This window comes from Halomicrobium sp. IBSBa (assembly GCF_017612575.1).
GTDB lineage: Archaea > Halobacteriota > Halobacteria > Halobacteriales > Haloarculaceae > Halomicrobium.
Map to the genome: position 1 here is coordinate 1 of NZ_JADPQC010000005.1, position 17,875 is coordinate 17,875.

Annotated in this window: 20 protein-coding genes; 11 read left to right on the forward strand and 9 right to left on the reverse strand. The window is 65.4% G+C overall.

Annotation, left to right across the window (positions count from 1 at the left end; genetic code table 11):
• Window positions 1–752 (forward strand): lamin tail domain-containing protein (locus IL252_RS12605; protein ID WP_208628272.1); only part of this gene is annotated, 752 nt, incomplete at its 5' end.
• A 66-nt stretch (window positions 753–818) separates the two neighbouring features.
• Window positions 819–1,922, forward strand: coding sequence for a molybdopterin-dependent oxidoreductase (locus IL252_RS12610; RefSeq protein WP_208628273.1), 1,104 nt, complete (start codon window positions 819–821; stop codon window positions 1,920–1,922).
• Here IL252_RS12610 and IL252_RS12615 read toward each other — a convergent pair whose 3' ends face one another.
• The 3 genes from IL252_RS12615 to IL252_RS12625 are packed head-to-tail and all read right to left on the reverse strand — an operon-like array spanning window position 1,923 to window position 3,549.
• Window positions 1,923–2,549, reverse strand: coding sequence for an HAD family hydrolase (locus IL252_RS12615; RefSeq protein WP_208628274.1), 627 nt, complete (start codon window positions 2,547–2,549; stop codon window positions 1,923–1,925).
• Window positions 2,546–2,962 (reverse strand): RNA-binding domain-containing protein, encoded by a 417-nt coding sequence (locus tag IL252_RS12620; RefSeq protein ID WP_208628275.1) that lies wholly within the window; start codon window positions 2,960–2,962, stop codon window positions 2,546–2,548. Before IL252_RS12620 ends, IL252_RS12615 begins: the two co-directional genes overlap by 4 nt.
• A complete protein-coding gene (locus tag IL252_RS12625) occupies window positions 2,959–3,549 on the reverse strand; it encodes an AAA family ATPase (protein WP_208628276.1) in 591 nt (196 codons plus the stop codon). Before IL252_RS12625 ends, IL252_RS12620 begins: the two co-directional genes overlap by 4 nt.
• Window positions 3,550–3,636: 87 nt before the next feature.
• On the opposite strand from IL252_RS12625, the gene IL252_RS12630 reads away from it, so the two are divergent.
• Window positions 3,637–4,014, forward strand: coding sequence for a YccF domain-containing protein (locus tag IL252_RS12630; RefSeq protein ID WP_208628277.1), 378 nt, complete (start codon window positions 3,637–3,639; stop codon window positions 4,012–4,014).
• Here IL252_RS12630 and IL252_RS12635 read toward each other — a convergent pair whose 3' ends face one another.
• The 5 genes from IL252_RS12635 to IL252_RS12655 all read right to left on the reverse strand — a co-directional run bounded on the left by IL252_RS12635 (window position 4,015) and on the right by IL252_RS12655 (window position 9,807).
• Window positions 4,015–4,857 (reverse strand): polyprenyl synthetase family protein, encoded by an 843-nt coding sequence (locus IL252_RS12635; protein WP_049940754.1) that lies wholly within the window; start codon window positions 4,855–4,857, stop codon window positions 4,015–4,017.
• Between the two features lie 904 nt (window positions 4,858–5,761).
• Window positions 5,762–6,235, reverse strand: coding sequence for a hypothetical protein (locus IL252_RS12640; protein ID WP_208628278.1), 474 nt, complete (start codon window positions 6,233–6,235; stop codon window positions 5,762–5,764).
• A gap of 577 nt (window positions 6,236–6,812) precedes the next feature.
• Entirely contained in the window at window positions 6,813–7,766 is a 954-nt protein-coding gene (locus tag IL252_RS12645; protein WP_208628279.1) for an electron transfer flavoprotein subunit alpha/FixB family protein, read from the reverse strand.
• Window positions 7,763–8,554, reverse strand: a complete 792-nt coding sequence (locus IL252_RS12650; RefSeq protein WP_208628280.1) for an electron transfer flavoprotein subunit beta/FixA family protein — start codon at window positions 8,552–8,554, stop codon at window positions 7,763–7,765. The genes IL252_RS12645 and IL252_RS12650 overlap by 4 nt, the downstream gene beginning before the upstream one ends.
• A gap of 116 nt (window positions 8,555–8,670) precedes the next feature.
• Window positions 8,671–9,807, reverse strand: coding sequence for a hypothetical protein (locus IL252_RS12655; protein WP_208628281.1), 1,137 nt, complete (start codon window positions 9,805–9,807; stop codon window positions 8,671–8,673).
• A gap of 156 nt (window positions 9,808–9,963) precedes the next feature.
• Here IL252_RS12655 and IL252_RS12660 point away from each other — a divergent pair, with 156 nt between their 5' ends.
• Window positions 9,964–11,199 carry a hypothetical protein gene (locus tag IL252_RS12660; protein ID WP_208628282.1) on the forward strand — a complete coding sequence of 412 codons (1,236 nt, stop codon included), beginning with the start codon at window positions 9,964–9,966 and terminating at the stop codon, window positions 11,197–11,199.
• Between the two features lie 31 nt (window positions 11,200–11,230).
• On the forward strand, window positions 11,231–11,692 hold the full coding sequence (locus IL252_RS12665) for a type IV pilin (protein ID WP_208628283.1): 462 nt from the start codon (window positions 11,231–11,233) through the stop codon (window positions 11,690–11,692).
• 74 nt (window positions 11,693–11,766) lie between these two features.
• Here the strand turns inward: IL252_RS12665 and IL252_RS12670 are convergent, their stop codons facing one another.
• Complete coding sequence (locus IL252_RS12670) at window positions 11,767–12,387, reverse strand: methyltransferase domain-containing protein (RefSeq protein WP_208628284.1); 621 nt, start codon at window positions 12,385–12,387, stop codon at window positions 11,767–11,769.
• Window positions 12,388–12,564: 177 nt separating this feature from the next.
• Between IL252_RS12670 and ahaH the strand changes: the two genes are divergently transcribed.
• From ahaH to IL252_RS12700, 6 genes are all read left to right on the forward strand, one after another.
• Window positions 12,565–12,897, forward strand: coding sequence for an ATP synthase archaeal subunit H (gene ahaH, locus IL252_RS12675; RefSeq protein ID WP_170093430.1), 333 nt, complete (start codon window positions 12,565–12,567; stop codon window positions 12,895–12,897).
• Window positions 12,884–15,130, forward strand: coding sequence for a V-type ATP synthase subunit I (locus IL252_RS12680; protein ID WP_208628285.1), 2,247 nt, complete (start codon window positions 12,884–12,886; stop codon window positions 15,128–15,130). Before ahaH ends, IL252_RS12680 begins: the two co-directional genes overlap by 14 nt.
• A gap of 484 nt (window positions 15,131–15,614) precedes the next feature.
• Window positions 15,615–15,872 (forward strand): hypothetical protein, encoded by a 258-nt coding sequence (locus IL252_RS12685; RefSeq protein ID WP_015762244.1) that lies wholly within the window; start codon window positions 15,615–15,617, stop codon window positions 15,870–15,872.
• A gap of 24 nt (window positions 15,873–15,896) precedes the next feature.
• Window positions 15,897–16,481, forward strand: coding sequence for a V-type ATP synthase subunit E (locus tag IL252_RS12690; RefSeq protein WP_153552409.1), 585 nt, complete (start codon window positions 15,897–15,899; stop codon window positions 16,479–16,481).
• The gene (locus IL252_RS12695; protein ID WP_208628286.1) at window positions 16,478–17,554 is read left to right on the forward strand and encodes a V-type ATP synthase subunit C; all 1,077 of its coding nucleotides are present in this window, start codon (window positions 16,478–16,480) and stop codon (window positions 17,552–17,554) included. The genes IL252_RS12690 and IL252_RS12695 overlap by 4 nt, the downstream gene beginning before the upstream one ends.
• On the forward strand, window positions 17,551–17,874 hold the full coding sequence (locus tag IL252_RS12700; RefSeq protein WP_153552411.1) for a V-type ATP synthase subunit F: 324 nt from the start codon (window positions 17,551–17,553) through the stop codon (window positions 17,872–17,874). Before IL252_RS12695 ends, IL252_RS12700 begins: the two co-directional genes overlap by 4 nt.
• Window position 17,875: the final 1 nt, after the last annotated feature.

Here is a 17,875-nt window from a genome sequence, read left to right on the forward strand (position 1 = left end):
GCGACACCGTCGAGATCCGGTACGACAACGGGACCTTCGACACCGTCCGGCTGCTCGGGATCGACACTCCCGAGACCCGCGGCGGGACGAACCCCGCGGAGTTCGAGGGCGTCCCCGACACCGCGGCCGGCCGGGCCTGTCTCGAACGGGCCGCCGGCAACGCGACCCGCGCGCTGGAAGCCCTCGTCGGCGGCGAGCCGGTCGTCGTCGCTGTCGACCCGCAGACCGACCGACGGGACCGCTACGATCGGCTGCTGGCCTACCTCGTCGTCGACGGCGTCGACGCCAACGAGCGACTCGTCGCGAACGGCCACGCGCGGGTGTACGACAGCGCGTTCTCGCTGTCGGAACGGTTCTACGAGCACGAACGGGCCGCGCGGGACGCCGGCCGCGGCGTCTGGGCCTGTGGGGACCCGGCCACGCCGACCGGCGATGTCGGCCTCCGGATCGTCGCCGACGCGCCGGGCGACGACCGCGAGAACCCCAACGGCGAGTTCGTCGTCGTCTCGAACCCCGGCGGCGACCCGCTCGCGATCGGCGACTGGACGCTCACCGACGAGGCCGGCCACAGCTACACTTTCCCGCCGGGCGCGACGGTGCCCGCGAACGGCTCGGTCCGACTCTACTCCGGATCGGGGACCGACACTCCCACCGAGTTCTACCGCGGGAACGGCCCGATCTGGAACAACGACGGCGACACCGCCACCCTGCGCGCCGCGAACGGGACGGTCGTCGCCGCGGCGTCGTACTGACTGCTCGCGAGCGTCGCGCGCCGACGCCCGCGACACCCACAAACCGATCCGGCCCCAAGCTGGGGTATGCGCCGGCCAGACTGGCTCCCCGCGCGACCGCTCCGGTGGCTGGAGCCCGGCCCGCGCGTCCTCGACTGGAGTCTCGCCGCCGCGGTCGCGTTCATCCTCGCGACGGGGTTCTACAGCCTCGTCGCGGGCGTCCCTGCGCAGGCCTGGGTCTTCGATCTCCACGCGATCGCGGGGATCGGGCTGGTCGTCCTCCTCGTCTTCAAGCTCCGCAGAGTCGCGCCCCGAGTCACGCCCGATCGCCTGACCGGGCCGCGCGTCCTCTCGCTGTCTCTCGCTGTCGTCACCGCGGCGGCGCTCGCAACGGGGCTGTGGTGGGTGCTGGGCGGTTCGGTCTCGATCGGTCCCTGGGGCCTGCTGAACCTCCACATCGGCGTCGGGCTGGTCGTCCCGGTCGTCCTCCTCTTGCACCTTCGCCATCGCTTTCACGACCCACGCGACGTGCCGAGCCGAGACCGCCGCACAGCACTGCAGTACGCCGGGATCGCCGGCATCGCGGCCCTGACCTGGCGGAGCCAGCGAGTGCTCAACGACGTTCTCGATACGGCCGGTGCGGACCGGCGCTTCACCGGCTCCCGCGAGGTCGGGACGGACGAGGGCAACGCCTTCCCGCCGACGAGCTGGATGGCCGACGACCCCGACCCGATCGATTCCAACGAGTGGGCGCTATCGGTCACTGGCCGAGTCGCCAATCCCGCGACGTTCGGTGTCGACGACCTCGAACTGGACGACCCCGAGGGTGCCGACGAGCGGCGGGCCGTCCTCGACTGCACCAGCGGCTGGTACTCCGAGCACGACTGGCAGGGCGTCGCGGTCGCGGAGCTGCTGGCGGCGGTCGACCCGGACGACGCCGCTCGGTGGGTCCAGTTCCGCTCCGTGACGGGGTATCGCTGGTCGCTCCCCGTCTCGGAGGCCGAGGACGCACTGCTGGCGACCCACGTCGACGGCGACCCCCTCACGCACGGCCACGGCGCGCCGATGCGACTGGTCGCGCCGGGACGCCGCGGCCTCCAGTGGGTCAAGTGGGTCGACGAGGTCAGACTCTCTCGCCGCCGCGAGATCGGCGAGTCGGTCGCGATCTTCGTCAGCGGCTTCGAGGAGTGATCACAGCATCGCGGTGAGGATCGCGAACAGGTCCGTCTCGGCGTCCTCGTACTGCACCGGGACGAAACCGGCCTCGCGGGCGGCCACCACGTCCGACTCGTGGCTGTCGCCGACCATCACGTACTCCTCGGCGTCGACACGCTCGCGGACGGCGTCGTAGGGGTCGCCGTCGGTCTTGTGCCCGCCCACGTCGTAGGAGATCACCGTCTCGTCGAAGTGCGCGCCAAGGTCGTGGTGGTCGATCTTCGCGCGCTGCCACTCGCCGACGCCGTCGCTACAGACCACGAGCGTCGTCGCCTCGTCCGCGCCCAGTTCCGAGAGACAGTCCCGCGCGGCCGACGACACGCTGGTGGCTGCGAACTCCTCGTCTCGCAGCGCCGCCACGAGCGCGTCGGCGTCGGCGTCGATCTCGGCTTCCGCCAGCGCGGCCCGCATCCCCGCGTGGTACGGCTCCGGCGTACACCCCTCGAACGCGTCGAAGAAACCGGTCTCGTAGGCCCCGACCATCTCCTCGGTCGCGGTCCCGAGCTCGCGCTCGAAGGTCGTCGTCAGTATCTCGTCGAACGAGCGATCATACTGGACCAGCGTCCCGTCGAGGTCGAAACAGATCGCCGTCGTGGTACTCATTCGGTGTCGATGGGTGCGCCGTCCTCGGTCGGCGGTGCGATGGCGTCGATGAAGGCCCCGGCCGACGGCTCGGTCACGCGCACTCGGACGTGGATGTCGCCGAGCTCTGCGGGACCGCCGACCGAGAAGTTGATCCGCCCCTCGAAGGCCGCCTGCTTGTTCAACTCGAAGGTGAACGTGTCGTCGTCGAGCGTGTCGAGGAAGACGCCCCGCGCCGTGTCGAGGATCTCCTCGCGGTGGAGCAGCTCCGAGACGTGGCTCATGTCGTGACACGTCGCGACGATCTGGTCGCCCTCGTAGCTGGGATCGGCCGCCGGGAAGATGTTGGTGACGGCGTCGGCGACTCGATCCGTCACCTCGGTGTCGTGGACCGGCGCAGTCACCCGCACGTCGACGCTGTAGACCGTGCTCATGCGTCTTCCTCCGCGGTGTCGTACTGGCTCCGGTAGGCGTCGACGCCGTCGGCCAGCAGCGTCCGCACTTTCGACTGGAACGCCTCCAGACTGTCGGTGTTGTCGATGTGTACGTCGGCCCGCTCCATCGCTGCGTCCATGCCAAAGCCTCGCTCGCGTTCGTCGCGCTCTTCGAGGGATTCACCGCCGTCGTCGCGGTCGCCGTCTCGGCCCCGTTTTGCCAGCCGCGCTTTCCGGACCTCGAACGGTGCCTCGATGCTGACCAGCGAGAACGACGCGCCGAACGCCGCCTCGAAGGCGTCGACTTCCACGTCCGACCGGACGCCGTCGACCAGCACGGCGTCGCTCGACGCGAGCTCGTCTTCGATCAGCGGGAGCGACCGCTCGGCGATGGCCGCCGGCCCGTTCTCCTCGCGCAGCGCCGTCGCCACGCGGCCGTGCTCGGTCGCCGGATCCAGCCCGCGGTCCCGACACTCCGCCCGGATCACGTCTCCCATCGTCACGACCGGCACGTCCAGCTCGCGGGCGACGTTGGCGGCCTCGCCCTTGCCGCTGCCCGGTAGCCCGACCGTCGCGAGTACTCTCATGGTGCTGGGATAGTCCCAGCCGTCGCTTAAGCACTGTGCTCCACCCGCGACAGCAAGCATATACCCACTCATCGTCTACCCCTCGACATGACCCAGCGCTCCTTCGCCGTCCGTGCCCTCTGGTTCGTCCTCGTGGGCTGGTGGCTCACGCCGATCGTCGTCAACGTCGCGTGGCTGTTGAACGTTACCGTGATCCTGCTCCCGTTCGGGATCAAGCTCATCAACCTCGTCCCGACGGTGCTGACGCTGGCCGAACCCCGGTCGCTGGAAGACGGTGCCGGCGCGTCACAGCACTCGCTCGTGGTGCGGGCGATCTACTTCGTGCTCGTGGGTTGGTGGCTCTCGTGGCTGTGGGCCAACGTCGCCGCCGCGCTGTCGATGACGATCGTCGGCATCCCGGTCGCGATCTGGCTGTTCAACCGGCTGCCCTACGTCACCTCGCTGTACCGGTTCCACGGGCGGTAGCTACCGCTCGCGGACGACCACGAACTCCGCCAGATCCTGCAGGTACTCCGTCGCCTGGCTGTCGTCGGTGTCGACGGTCGCGAGCGCTTCGAGCGCGGCGTCGGACTCCGCGCGAGCCCGTTCGTTGGCCTCCGCTGGCGTGAGGTCGGTCACCTCGACGAATGAGGGACGGTCCATCTCTGCGTCCTGGCCGGCCGGCTTGCCCAGCTTCTCCGCGTCGGCCGTCGCGTCGAGCACGTCGTCGCGCATCTGGAAGGCGACGCCGACCCGCTCGGCGTACTGGCCGAAGGCCTCGACCGTGTAGGCGTCGGCGTCGGCCGCGATCGCGCCCAGTTCTGCCGCCGCCCGGAACAGCGCGCCGGTCTTCCGGCGGGCCAGCTCGATGTACTCGGTCTCGTTGGTCGGTTGGCTGACGAGTTCGGTCGCCTCGCCCTCGCCCAGTTCGACCATCGACTCGGTCACGGCCTGCATGGCCCGCTCGTCGCTGGAAAAGAGTGCGAACGCTTCGCCCAGCAGCCCGTCGGAGGCGATGATGGCCGGCCCGTGGCCGAAGGCCGCCCACGCCGAGGGCGTCCCGCGACGCACGTCGGACTCGTCGATGATGTCGTCGATCACCAGCGAGGCGTTGTGGACCAGTTCGATCCCGACCGCGAACTCCACCGCGTCGGCGGGCTCTCCGCCCAGCGCCTCACAGACCAGCACCGTCACTGTCGGCCGAACGCGCTTCCCGCCGGCCAGGGCCACGTGGCGGACTTCGTCGGCGAGTTCGTCGGGTTCGACCCCGTCGAGGACGGCCTCCAGCCGCTCCTCGACGCGGTCCCGACGCCGCTGTAAGTACTCCATCATCGGTCCTTAGGACTACCCCAAAAAGTACCTACTCATCCGTCTGCTTCTCGCCGCCGCCCCTGTGCCGGTCTCGGTCGGCCCCGACACCGGAGCCCTCTTGTACCGGTAGCGAAGACGTACACACGACGGCACGGTCGGCCAGCGATCTTTCGGCCCGCGTGGTTTCCACGCGTGGTTCTCGCTGGCTTTCCTACCCCGTCTCTCGAACACCGACGAGCGACGGCGTTCTCACTCGAACTGCTCGATCAGCGCCGGCACTACCTCAGAACCATCTTTTCCGCTGGGAGTATTCGGAAATTGACTGCTAACGGTGGATCTGTCGAGACCAGGACGAACCGATACTTCCCCGGTTTGAACGAAACCCTGGCCTCATCTTCACTAATGTCCTGATGGTCAGCCATCGCAGTTTCTGACAGGGTGACTGTTGTTGTGAGGGTGCCACTCGGGCGGATCAACGAAAGACACAATTGAGTCCATCGCTGGTCCGTCCATACGAGGTGTTTCCATGTTCCGTCCTCGTACGACTGGATTGCCCAGGGGTTGTTACATCCCAAACTGATGCCCTCGGATGTCCCGGTATGGTGGAGTTCGAAGGTAATGGAATCTCCACGACGAACAGTGTCAGTCGGTGCGCGGAGTTGGAGTGGTTCTCGTTCATAGACAATTTGTTCCTCATCGAAATACGCTGGTTCTGAGGTGGTATCCGAGTCCAGAGGACCGACTCCAACGGCTGTCCCGATGGCACTTCCTCCCAGGAGTAGCCCACCCACTCCGAGTACGTCTCTGCGTTTCATACTGTTTTAATCTTGAGCCTTTCTCGTATTAAGGTGTTACTTTGCTGAAAAGCTGTCCTTAGCCACGAGGTGTGACTGAAAGGGCGCAGTCGCGTTGGCGAGTCGGCTCAGGCGGCACTCTTCGTATACCTGACTTTCCCATCCCACGGTCGGATGATGAGTTCGTAGCTCGGGTCGGTGTACTCCAGCATCCAGCCGTAGCTGTAGATGGTTCCGTTCCACGTCGTCCTGACGGTGTAATTTCCCAGCTCCGGGAACGGCACGTCGAAGTCGTACACTTCGTCGGGGTTCACGGTGAGATTTTTCCGGAAGACTACGTCGTCCGTCTCGTTTCGGATGATGCTGATGTTTAACGCCGCCGGCACGTCCTCGTAGTTCCGCACGTCGAGATCCGTCTCGGACCCCGCGGTGCCGACCGGTTCGTCAGTTGGAACAGATGACGGTGACACGTTTTTATTCGAACTCGGGAAACTGGTGTCGGTTGATTCCTCTACCCCAGCACACCCAGACAGAACCAGCATTATCGCAATTATAATCGCCGATAGATCTCGGGAGAGTTTTCGACGACACAAATCAACCATAATTTCCGAAACGAATGTGTGGTGTAAATTCCTTTGTGTAGGATACAAGGCGGTGTTCAGATAAGCGGGCCAAACTGGAGCGAACACACCGAAAGCCCTCGGCACGCTAAGCGGATCTGTGCCGGATATTCTCCCGTTGGTCGAATAGTGCCGGCGCAGATCCGCTTACCGCGCCTCGCCCGTTCATCCACCAGGCTCGTGGACAGTGCCACCAGCTACGTCCTGGCGGATGAAAGGGCGAGCGCTGCGTGACGGCTCCGCCGTCACGTTATAGCCAGCCGGTGCAACCGGCGGGCCTTTGCGGGAACCCCGACGACGCAAGCACGCGGAGCGCGCAGCGAGTCGCGGGACCGCAACTGCGCGAGGGCTTTCGGTGCCTGAACGCCACCACGCCGCGTCTCTTATCTGAACACTACCCCTCTATGCAGCACGTCGTTCTTGACAGACGATCTCTGCGTATCGGACCGATGTGCTGTCTTGTTCCTCTGTACTGCCCGCCTGCTGGGACCTTGAGACTGGTTCTATGATCGAGTATGGGTGAAAAATACGACTGAGAGCCGCTCGCGTGAACCGCGGACTAGCCCTCGAACTCCTCGATCAGCGCCGGCACCACGTCGAAGAGGTCGTCGACGATCCCGTAGTCGGCGATGTCGAAGATCGGCGCGTTGGGGTCGTCGTTGATCGCGACGATCGTGTCTGCGCCTTTCATCCCGGCGACGTGCTGTACCGCGCCGGAGATGCCGATGGCGATGTACACGTCCGGCGTGACGACCTTGCCCGACTGGCCGACCTGCCTGTTTTTGGGCAGCCAGCCGTTGTCGACGATCGGCCGGGACGCCGACAGCGTCGCGTCGAGCGTGTCGGCCAGATCGCGGATCAGATCGAGGTTCTCCTCCTCCTCGATGCCGCGACCGATCGAGACGAGTACGTCGGCTTCCGAGATGTCGACGTCGCCGCCGCCGACCTCCTGGAAGCCGGTGACCGTCGAGCGGATCGCCGACTCGTCGATCGTCGCCTCGAAGGGTTCGACCGTGGCGTCGCCGCTGCCCTCCGCTGCGGGCCACTCGGCGGGTCTGATCGTGACCGCGGTGCTGTCGGCGTGGCTGTCGATCGTGGTCTCGACCTTCGAGCCGTACAGTTCTCGGGTGGCAGTCAGGCCGTCGTCGTAGGCGAGATCGACGGCGTCGGTGATCAGCGGCAGGCCCAGCCGGTTCGCGACGGCCGGCGCGTAGTCGAGCCCGTTGACGCTCTGGGGCATGAGCAGTACCGTGGGATCGATCTCGTCGGCCAGTTGCGTGACTGCCTGCGTGTACACGTCGTGGTTGAACTCCTCGCCGTGGGCGACCGTGTGGATCACGTCGACGCCCTCGCGGTCGAGCCGATCGGCGTACTCCTCGACCGAGCCGCTGACGACGGCCACGTGGAGGTCGCCGTCGGTCGCGTCGGCCAGCTCGCGGCCGGCGGTCACGAGTTCGTGGCTCACGGCTCGCAACTCGCCGCGGCGGTGTTCGGCGACGGCCAGGACCGTCATTGGCCCACCCCCCGTTCGGCGAGCAGGCCAGCCAGCTCGCCGGCCGTTTCCTCGGGCGTGCCTTCGTACAGCGTCGCGTCACCCTCGGATTCTGGCTCGTACAGCGCGGTCTGTTCGATGGGGCTGTCCAGCGCCGTCGCGTCGAGCCCGATGTCGTTGAGGGTCTTCTCGGCCAGCTCCTTGCTCTGGGCCTGTCGAATCCCGCGGAGGCTGGCGTAGCGGGGGTCGTTGATCCCGGTCTGAATCGTCAGCACGGCGGGCAGCTCCACGTCGGTCAGCTCCTCGACGCCGCCTTCGAGTTCGCGGTGGACGTGTGCGACGCCCGCTTCGGCGTCGAGGTCGAGCGCGTTGACGACGGCCGCCCACTCGGTCCCCAGCTGGTCGGCAAGGGTCACGCCGGTCGCGCCGAGGCTGTCGTCGGCCGACTGGACGCCCGTGAGTATCAGGTCGGGGTCTTCCTGCTCGGCGACGGCCGCGAGCAGGCGCGCTTTCGTCGCGGGATCGAGCATCGCGTCGTCGTCCAGGGCGTCGTCCCAGACACGGATCGCGCGATCGGCACCCTTCGCCAGCGCCTGTCGGATCGTCTCCTCGCTGTCACTGGGGCCGATCGTCACCGTCACGACCTCGACGTCGTCGAGCGATTCGGAGAGCTGGACGGCCTCCTCGACGGCGTACTCGTCCCACTCGTTGAGGTCGGCCGTGACGTACCGATCGTCGATGTCGAGTCCGTCGATCTCGAACTCGTCGTCGACTGCGGTCACCTCCTTTACCGTGACAAGGACTTTCATACCACGCAGTGGGACCGGCCACCGAATAAACGTTTCCGAACCACTGACCACGCGACGGGAGTTTTTCGGCTCCCGACGCTCCCCGCCGTATCCGCGATCCGGGGTTCACGACGGTCTCAGTTCTCGATGTCCGTGACGTCCTCGTCGGGGAACGAGATCAGGTTCTCGCGTCCGATCCTGAGCTTGTCGATCTGGCCGTCCTCTTCCATCGAGGAGAGCAGTTGTGAGACTTTCGCGTTCGACCAGCCGGTCTCTTTGACGATGTTCGCCTGCTTCATTCGTCCACCGTTGCGCTCTAACAGGAGTTCGACGCGTTCCTCGTCGCTGAGCAGCTCTTCGTCGATCTCCTGGTCGGGCGCGTCGTCGTTCTCCGTCGGAGCCGCTGTCGGCGCACTCGCGGGTGGTTCGTCCCCGTCGTCGTCGGATTCTGCGAGGGGACCACCGTCGAACGCGTCGCGATCTATGAGGCTGTCGTCCCGAAGCAACAGCATGTAGACTCCGGAGACGGCGACCACGGCACCCATCAGGGCGAGGCCACCCCAGAGCAGCGACAATCCGCCGTCGGGATCCTCACCGGGACCCGCTCCGGGGGAGGGCGATCCCGACGGCCCCTCTGCTCCGGGATTGTAGGCGAGTTCGAGTTCGGACTCCGTGAACGCCGTCGGCCCCTCCCAGACAATCTGGCCGTCCCGAACTTGCTTCGGGACTGTCCGAATCACGGCATCCGGCGGTAACTCGAGGATCAGCGTCTGATCCGCTTCTAGACCGGTCAGCCAGGGATCCGTGGTGTTGTACACGTCGTCGACGTACTGGGTCTCCCCTTCCGAGCGCGCGAAGTTGGTCCAGGTAAAGGACAGCGTCAGCGTCCCGTTGGTGAGGTTGCTGCTTCGTCGTACGTCGCGCAGTTCCATCGGACGGCCGGTCGCCTCGCTTGCGGCCGTGTTCGCCCGCCGGAACGCCGACAGCCCGAGCGTGTCCGCTTCGCCCTCGGTGAACCGCTCTGCCGTCGTGTTGAAACTGTCTCGCTCCTGCTCGCTCGCGACGTCGAAGCCGCTGGCCGTGATAGAAAACGTGGCGTTACCGTCAGACCGAAGCTGTATCAGGATCGTCGTGTGGCTGGCGGTCGACGACGCTGTCTGCGGGGGTGTTTGCTGGGCGTCGACACCGCCGACCACGCCACTGGTGGCCGCAACTGGTGCCGAGAGCACCACCAGCAGGAGGGCGAAGTGGGCGGCTCGTAACCGGTGTGACATCTTCACCCCGTGACTGTGCTGCCCGGGAGGAAAACGCTTTCCATCACGGGATAAAACGTCAGCGCCGTCGTTGAAACGTCTCGCGGACTCTCGTCGGAGAACGACGGTCCCACGGAAGAGAGGGATTTTTGTGGGACGGGGGAGAAGGGCGTAACAATGCGTCCCGCCACCGTCTCGATCCTCGCCCTCCTCTTCGTCGTGCTGTCGCTGCCCGCCGTGGCTGCGGGTCCCGTCCCTGCTGGACAGGGGACAGCGGCGCAGTTCGACGATCCGTCGCCGGTGATCGTCCCGATCCAAGAGTTCGCGAACTACCTGACGATTCCGCCTGGCAACGTGACGATCTCCGATCACGGAGCCGTCAACGTCAACATCGGGACGGCAGTCGCGACCGACGCCGCGTCCCTCCGCGGACAGCATCGGACGACCGCCTTCGAAAACGAGTTCTACGACACCTCCTCGACCAGCGAGCGGTCCGAGATCATCCGCTCGGAAGTGAGCTGGGCAGAGACCCGGTCCGACGAGTTGCGCGTCCGACGTGCCGGTGCCATCAAGGCGTACGCGTCCGGGACGATCTCCACCACGAAGTTCGTTCGGACGATGGCACTGATCGACACCGAGGCGAGGCAGATCTCGGCGACGATCGGTCGGGTCAAAGATGTCGCCAGACGGTCGAGCTACTCGCTCCCGCGACAACTCGACACGCGTATCGAGAACCTCAGAGGCGAAGTCGAGGTGCTCCGCGGGCCGGTCGCCCAGCGTGCCAGCGAGGCCGTCACCGGTGACCGGAGGATCGAATCGATCTACGTCGAGAGTTCGGACTCGGGGTACACGCTCGCGATGGTCGACGGCGACTCGTACTACCGCGAGACGTATCTCGCCGACGAGCGCCGGCCCGACGCCACCGATCAGTTCCGGGAGAGCGATCTCTATTTGGTCAACGCGGCCAACCGTCGCGGCATCGAGCTGTACCCCTGGGTGACTAACGACACCTCGCCGTCGGGCCAGGCAATCGGCGAGACCGGCATCTACCGGTTCCGTGCCGAGTACACCAGCGGCGACCTCACGGCGTATCTCGACGGTGGGACCACCAACGTCTTCCGCGAACGCCAGCGCCAGTCGCTGGCGGCGATTCCAGTCACCGACACGGTGACCGAACAGGACGACTCGCTCCGGCTCCAGATCAACCGGACGTACGAAACCGGACCGATGCACGTCCGGCTGGTCGACAGTGTGACCGGCGAGCCGGTGTCGGGTACCGTTCGGATCGACGGCGAGTACGTCGGGACGACCGGTGAGGACGGGACGCTCTGGACCGTCGAACCACGGCCCGGCGTTCCGCTGACGGTCAGCACCGACGACGGCACCGTCCTCGACGCCCGGCTGCCACCCTGACGTTCAAACCGGAACGGGCCACACCGGCCGTATGGACCGGGCCACCTCGCCGGTCGTCGGTGTCGCGCTACTGCTCGCGCTGACGGTGCTGGCCGCGACCGCGGTCGGTACCGCCGCCGTCGCTCTCGATACCCCGACGCCGGCACCGACGGCGTCGTTCTCCCTGACTGCCGACGCCGCAACCGATACGCTGGTCTTGACACACCGGGGCGGGGACACCGTCTCCGTCGAGCGACTGCGGCTGGTCGTCACCGTCGGTGGGGACGAACTCGACTCCCAGCCGCCGGTGCCGTTCTTCGCCGCCGAGGGGTTTCGAGGCGGCCCCACCGGCCCGTTCAACAGCGCCGACGACGGCACCTGGAGAGCTGGCGAACAGGGATCGTTTCGCATCGCGTCGACGAACGCGCCGCTGCCCGAAGCTGGGGACACTGTCGTGGTCCGGCTTCTCGCCGGTGACACGACCGTCGGGGTCGTCCGTACGACGGCGAGTTGACGGCCTGTACAGACCAGGGGGCAAGTCACGTTACGGCTGTCTCGTACGGCTTTTCTCGACCGTTACCGTCTGTCTCACTCGGGGACGCGTGCGATCGTGGTGATGGCCTTCGGACTCCCCGGCCTGTTCTGCTGGATGAAGTGCTCGAAGTCGGTGAAACCGGCGTCTTCGAACATCCGGTCGGCCTCGTCCTCGTCGTAGAACAGCATGATCGCGTCCGCGAGCTTCTGGAAGACGCTCTGGCTCGGGTAGTCGGGGCCGACGATCAGCACCTGTCCGCCGGGCTTGGTGATGCGTCGACACTCTTCGAGCGCGTCGACGGGGTTGGGCCAGTACTCGATCGATCCCGACGACCAGACCACGTCGAAGGTGTCGTCCTGGAAGGGGAGCCGTTCCGCGTCGCCGCGGTGGAACGCGACCGGACCACGCTTGCCGAACTTCGCGTACGCCTTCTCCAGTTGGTGGGCGCTCTGGTCGAGTCCGTAGACGTGTTCGGTCGCTTCGAGCAGTCCCTCCGTGGCGAAGCCGGTGCCACACCCCACGTCGAGGACGTGATCGTCCGGTTCGATGTCGAGTTTCGCGATCGCCTCGTCGCGCATCTCCTCGTTCCAGATGAATGGGTTGACACGGTCGTACACCTTCGAGAGGTACTTGTAGAACGTCCGCGCACGCGACTTGTTTTCGAGGACTCCCATTGCTCAGGCTTTGGGCTTGGCAAGCATAATTGCCCCGGATCGTCGTCGCGGTGACAGTCCATTGGGCCGGTGACGTTCGACACCCGTCGTTTTTTCACGGCGCGTCGCTCCCCACAGAACTGGGCCAACTTCGCAACTACCAAATAGCCGCTACAGCAACGTCAGGGTGATTAGAGAATGCCACGGCCAGAAGTTCTCGACCGTATCAAAGCGGCCGAACAGGACGCCGACGACATTGTCGACGAGGCCGAACAGGACCGTGAGCAACGACTCGAAGACGCTCGCGAGGAAGCCGAGCAGATCCGCGAGACGGCCCGGGAGGAGGCCCAATCGGAAGCCCAGGAGCGTCTCGAGGAGGCTCGTGCCGAAATCGAGGCCGACCGCAAGGAACTGCTCGAAGAGGGCGAGCAGGCCCGCGACGATCTCGAATCGCGCGCCCAAGAGCGCACCGAGGACGTGATCGAACACGTCACAGAACTGTTCGAGGAGGCGGTACATGCTCAGACCTGAGCGAATGAGCCGCGTCTCGGTGACCGGCTCGAAACGCGTCATGGACGACGTCATCGAGACCGTCCACGACCTGGGACTGTTGCACGTCACCGAGTACGACGGTTCGTGGGACTACTTCGAACCCGGCGACCCGGCCGAGGGGGCCGAAAATGCCTCGGAGAAGCTCGTCACGGTTCGATCGCTCAAGTCGATCCTCGACGTCGACGAGGCCGACGCCGGCCCGACGCGGCTGGTGACCGACGAGGCACTCGACGAGGAACTCGAAGAGATCCGTCAGACGGTCAACGAACTCGACGACCGACGCGACGAACTCACGGACGAACTCCGAACGATCGAAGACGAGATCCAGACGATCGACCCGTTCGTCACGCTGGGGATCGATCTGGACCTCCTCCAGGGATACGAGAACCTGTCCGTGGTCGTCGGCGAAGGCGACATCGAGACCGTCCGGGACGCACTCGCACACAGCGACGTCGACCTCTACCAGTTCTTCCAGGAAGACGACGTCATCGCGGTGGCCGCACGCACGGACGAGGACACACTGCAGGATGCCCTCGTCAGCGCGACGTTCACCGAGCTGACCGTCCCCGACAGCGAGGCTGATCCCGAGTCCTACCGCGAGGAACTCCAGCACCGCAAGCAGCAACTCGAATCGAAGCTCACGACCGTCGAGGACGAACTCGAAGACCTGCGCCTCGACGTCGCCGGCTTCCTGCTCGCGGCGGAGGAGAAGCTGGCGATCGACGTGCAAAAGAGCGAGGCACCGCTGACGTTCGCGACGACGGAACACGCCTTCGTCGCCGAGGGGTGGATCCCTTCGGATCGGTACGCGGACCTCGCGGAAGCACTGACCGACGCCGTCGGCGAGGCCATCGAGGTCGACGAACTCGAACGCGCAGACTACAGCGAGGAGGGCCACCCAGAGTCCACCGAGACGGTCGAGACCGACGACTCCGGCGGCTCGGGCGGTGCGTCGACCGGCGAGACCGTCGAAGCGTCGGCCAGCGACGAGACCGAGAGTCAGGAGGTCGCCGCCGACGGCGGTCTCGTGACGATGGGCGACAGCCGCCCGCCGGTCATCCAGGACAATCCCGGCGTCGTCAAGCCCTTCGAGGCGCTCGTCGAGATCATCAACCGACCCCAGTACGACGAACTCGATCCGACGGTCGTCTTCTTCCTCACGTTCCCGGCGTTTTTCGGGTTCATGATCGGTGACCTCGGCTACGGGGTCCTCTACATGGGACTTGGCTACTGGCTGTTGAAGTCCTTCGACAACGACGTGGTCAAGAGCCTGGGCGGTGTCGGCCTGCTGTCTGGCCTGTTTACCGCCATCTTCGGCGTGTTGTACGGTGAACTGTTCGGTCTCCACCAGCTCGGAGATATCCTCTGGAACGGTCATCCGCCGATCCACAAGGGGCTCCAGCCACACTACCTGGCGTACGGACAGGCCTGGCTCCTCGTCAGCGTCATCGCTGGCGTGCTCCACCTCGTCGTGGGCCGGATCTTCGACTTCTACAACAACCTCGATCACGGCCTCGGTGAGGCGATCATGGAGAGTGGTTCGTGGATCCTCTTCACCGTCGGCCTCTGGCTGTGGGTGTTCACCCGGACCGCCATGGGACCGAAGCCCGCGTTCATGTTCGAGGTGTTCGGGAGCGGTGACGGCGCGGCGCTGCCGATCGGCTTCACCGGTTTCCCCGTTCTGGAGCTGTTCCGGTTCACGGTCCCCGGCGTCGGCTTCACGATGGTCGTCGGCGTCGCGCTGGCCATGACGATCGTCGGACTCGTCATGGTCATCGCCGCCGAAGGCGGGATCGGTCTCATCGAGTCGATCACCCAGGGCTTCGGGCACGTCGTCTCTTACACCCGGATCGCTGCGGTGCTGCTGGCCAAGGCCGGGATGGCACTGGCCGTCAACCTGCTCGTGTTCGGCGCGACCCTGCACGGTGGTGAGTTCCACCTGATCTGGTTCATGTCCGAGGAGCCGGTCGCCGACGACGTCGTCTTCCAGGGACTGCTGAACCTCGACGGGTCGATGGCGATCGTCGGCCTCCTGTTCGGGATCGTCCTCCTGGTGCTCGGGCACCTGCTGGTGCTCGTGCTCGGGATCACCTCTGCCGGCCTCCAGGCCGTCCGTCTCGAATACGTCGAGTTCTTCGGCAAGTTCTTCGAGGGCGGCGGCAAGGCCTACGAGCCGTTCGGGTACGATCGCGAGTTCACGACCGAGGACTGACATCCTCCCGGCGTTTTATGGGACGTAATCGGTTTTTCGAGGACTGAACCGAACGATGTCCCGTGTCGAGCGAACGCGATAGCGATCGGTACGGTGTCGTCGTCTGACACGCTGTAGCGGCGACAATCGAGAGTGCGCGCCGTCGGACCTCGGCGGCGTTCCGAGAATGTCTGTTGGCCAACGAGTCTCCCACGGCGATTACAAAACAGGCAAATATCCGCACGTTCTGTAGATGATCGTTTGTTTAAGATCCGATCTGCGGTTCGAACAGTCACTTCTCGCCACAGCGCCGCGTCGCGGGTCGTCCGTCCCAACTAATTTCACCCGGTCGGTGGCCGAGTACTTGCTAGGCGTTCACGTCCCAAGGACCCAGCCGAGACGGCCCAAACCAGCCGAGCAGGGCCGTGACCATCTGTTTTGGGAAGCTTTATGACTCCGGTATGGTCATATGCGCTTGTCCGGAACCAACTACAGGATTCCAACAATGTCATCCGCACTACTCCAAGCGTTTGTCGGTAGTACCGCTGCTGCACCTGCAATCCCACCGCTGGCCGCCGCCGCGCTGGCCGTCGGACTCGCCGCAATCGGTGCAGGCTACGCGGAACGTGGAATCGGTGCCGCCGCAGTCGGTGCGATCGCGGAGGACGACTCCATGTTCGGTCGTGGCCTGATTCTGACAGTGCTCCCGGAGACCATCGTCATTCTGGCACTGGTCGTCGTGTTCCTCACGCTGGGACAGTAGACTCCACCCCTTTCAAACCCATTTATGAGTCTTGAAACAGTCGCAGAGGACATCCGAGACGAGGCCCGCGCGCGTGCAGAGGAGATTCGTAGCGACGCCGACGAGCGCGCCGAAGAGATCATCGAGGCGGCCGAGGCCGACGCCGACGAGATCCGCGACGAGCGACAGGCCGAGGTCGAACGCGAAATCGAGCAGGAGCGAGAGCAGAAACTCTCCAGTGCGAAACTGGAGGCAAAGCAGGAGCGACTCGAGGCTCGCCGCGACGTACTCCAATCGGTCCGCGACAGCGTCGAAGCGGAGATCGCCTCCCTCGAGGGCGATCGCCGAGAAGAGCTGACGCGGACGCTGCTGGACGCTGCCACGGCGGAGTTCGACGACGACGCCAGTGTGCAAGTGTACGGGCGAGCCGACGACGCCGACCTGCTGGAGTCGATTCTCGCCGACTACGACGGCTACGAGCTGGCCGGCGAGTACGACTGCCTGGGCGGGGTCGTCGTCGAGAGCGAGAGTTCGCGTATCAGCGTGAACAACACGTTCGACTCCGTTCTCGACGACGTCTGGGAGAACAACCTGCGAGACATCAGTTCACGGCTCTTCGAGGAGCAATGACCGTACGCTTCGAAGAACAGAACTGGGAAAGCGCAAACTACGAGTACGTCATCACGCGTGTCCGCTCTCGTCGAGCGAAGCTGTTCGACGACGACGACTACCGGAAGCTTGTCCGCATGGGTCCATCCGAGATCTCCCGGTTCATGGAGGAGACGGAGTACGAGACCGAGATGAACGCCCTGGGAGCGCGATACAGCGGCGTCGACCTCGTCGAGTACGCGCTGAACCGGAACCTCGCCAAGCACTTCGATGACCTGCTGCGCTGGTCGGACGGGCGACTGTACGACTACGTCGCCCGCTACCTCCGGAAATTCGACGTGTGGAACGTCAAGACGATCGTCCGGGGGCTGTACTCCGAAGCCGACGCCAGCGAGGTCGAGGACGACCTGATCCGTGCCGGCGAACTGTCCGAACAGCTGCTCGACCAGCTCGTCGCCGCCGGTTCGATCGAGGAGGTCGTCGAACTCCTCGACGGCACGATCTTCGGCGACGACCTCGCCGAGGCGTACCAGGACTACGAGGACAGCGGCGTGCTCGTCCCGCTCGAGAACGCGCTCGATCGGGCGTTCTACGACGTGTTGCTCTCTGGGCTGCCCACACAGCCCGAAGTCGACTCGCCGACTGGCCTGTACGTCTCCTTTCTCACGGCCGAGATCGACTTCCGGAACCTCCGGAACGCCCTTCGACTCGCTCGCAGCGGGGCAGAGATCGATCCGGCCGAGTACCACATCGAGGGCGGTCGCCTGTTCGACGCCGACGAGATCGGCGCACTCGCCACGAGCACCGACCAGCTCGTCCAGCGAGTTCGTGAGAGCACGTACGGCGACGACCTCGACGCGGCACTCGACACGCTCGAAGCGGCCGACAGCCTCATCGAGTTCGAGCACGCCCTCGACGCGGCACTGCTCGAGTACTCCGACCAGCTGTCGAACCGCTACCCGCTGTCGGTCTGTCCGGTCCTGTCATATATCCTCGCCAAGGAGCGCGAGGTCGACAACATCCGAGCGATCGCTCGGGGCCGCGAGGCCGGACTCGACAGCGACGAGATCGAACAGGAGCTGGTGATACTATGAGTCAGGAGATCGGTGTCATCGGCAGTCCCGACTTCACGACGGGGTTCCGGCTGGCCGGCGTACGGAAGTTCGCCGACGTGCCGGACGCCGACAAAGACGAGGAACTCGACGCTGCCGTCGAGGAGATGCTCGACGACGAGGAGATCGGGATCATCGTGATGCACGACGACGACCTTGCACACCTCTCGCGCGGGGTGCGCAAGGACGCCGAGACGAGCGTCGAACCAGTGATGGTGACACTCGGCGGCGGCACCGGCAGTGGTGGCCTGCGCGACCAGATCAAACGCGCGATCGGAATCGACCTGATGGAGGAAGACTAAT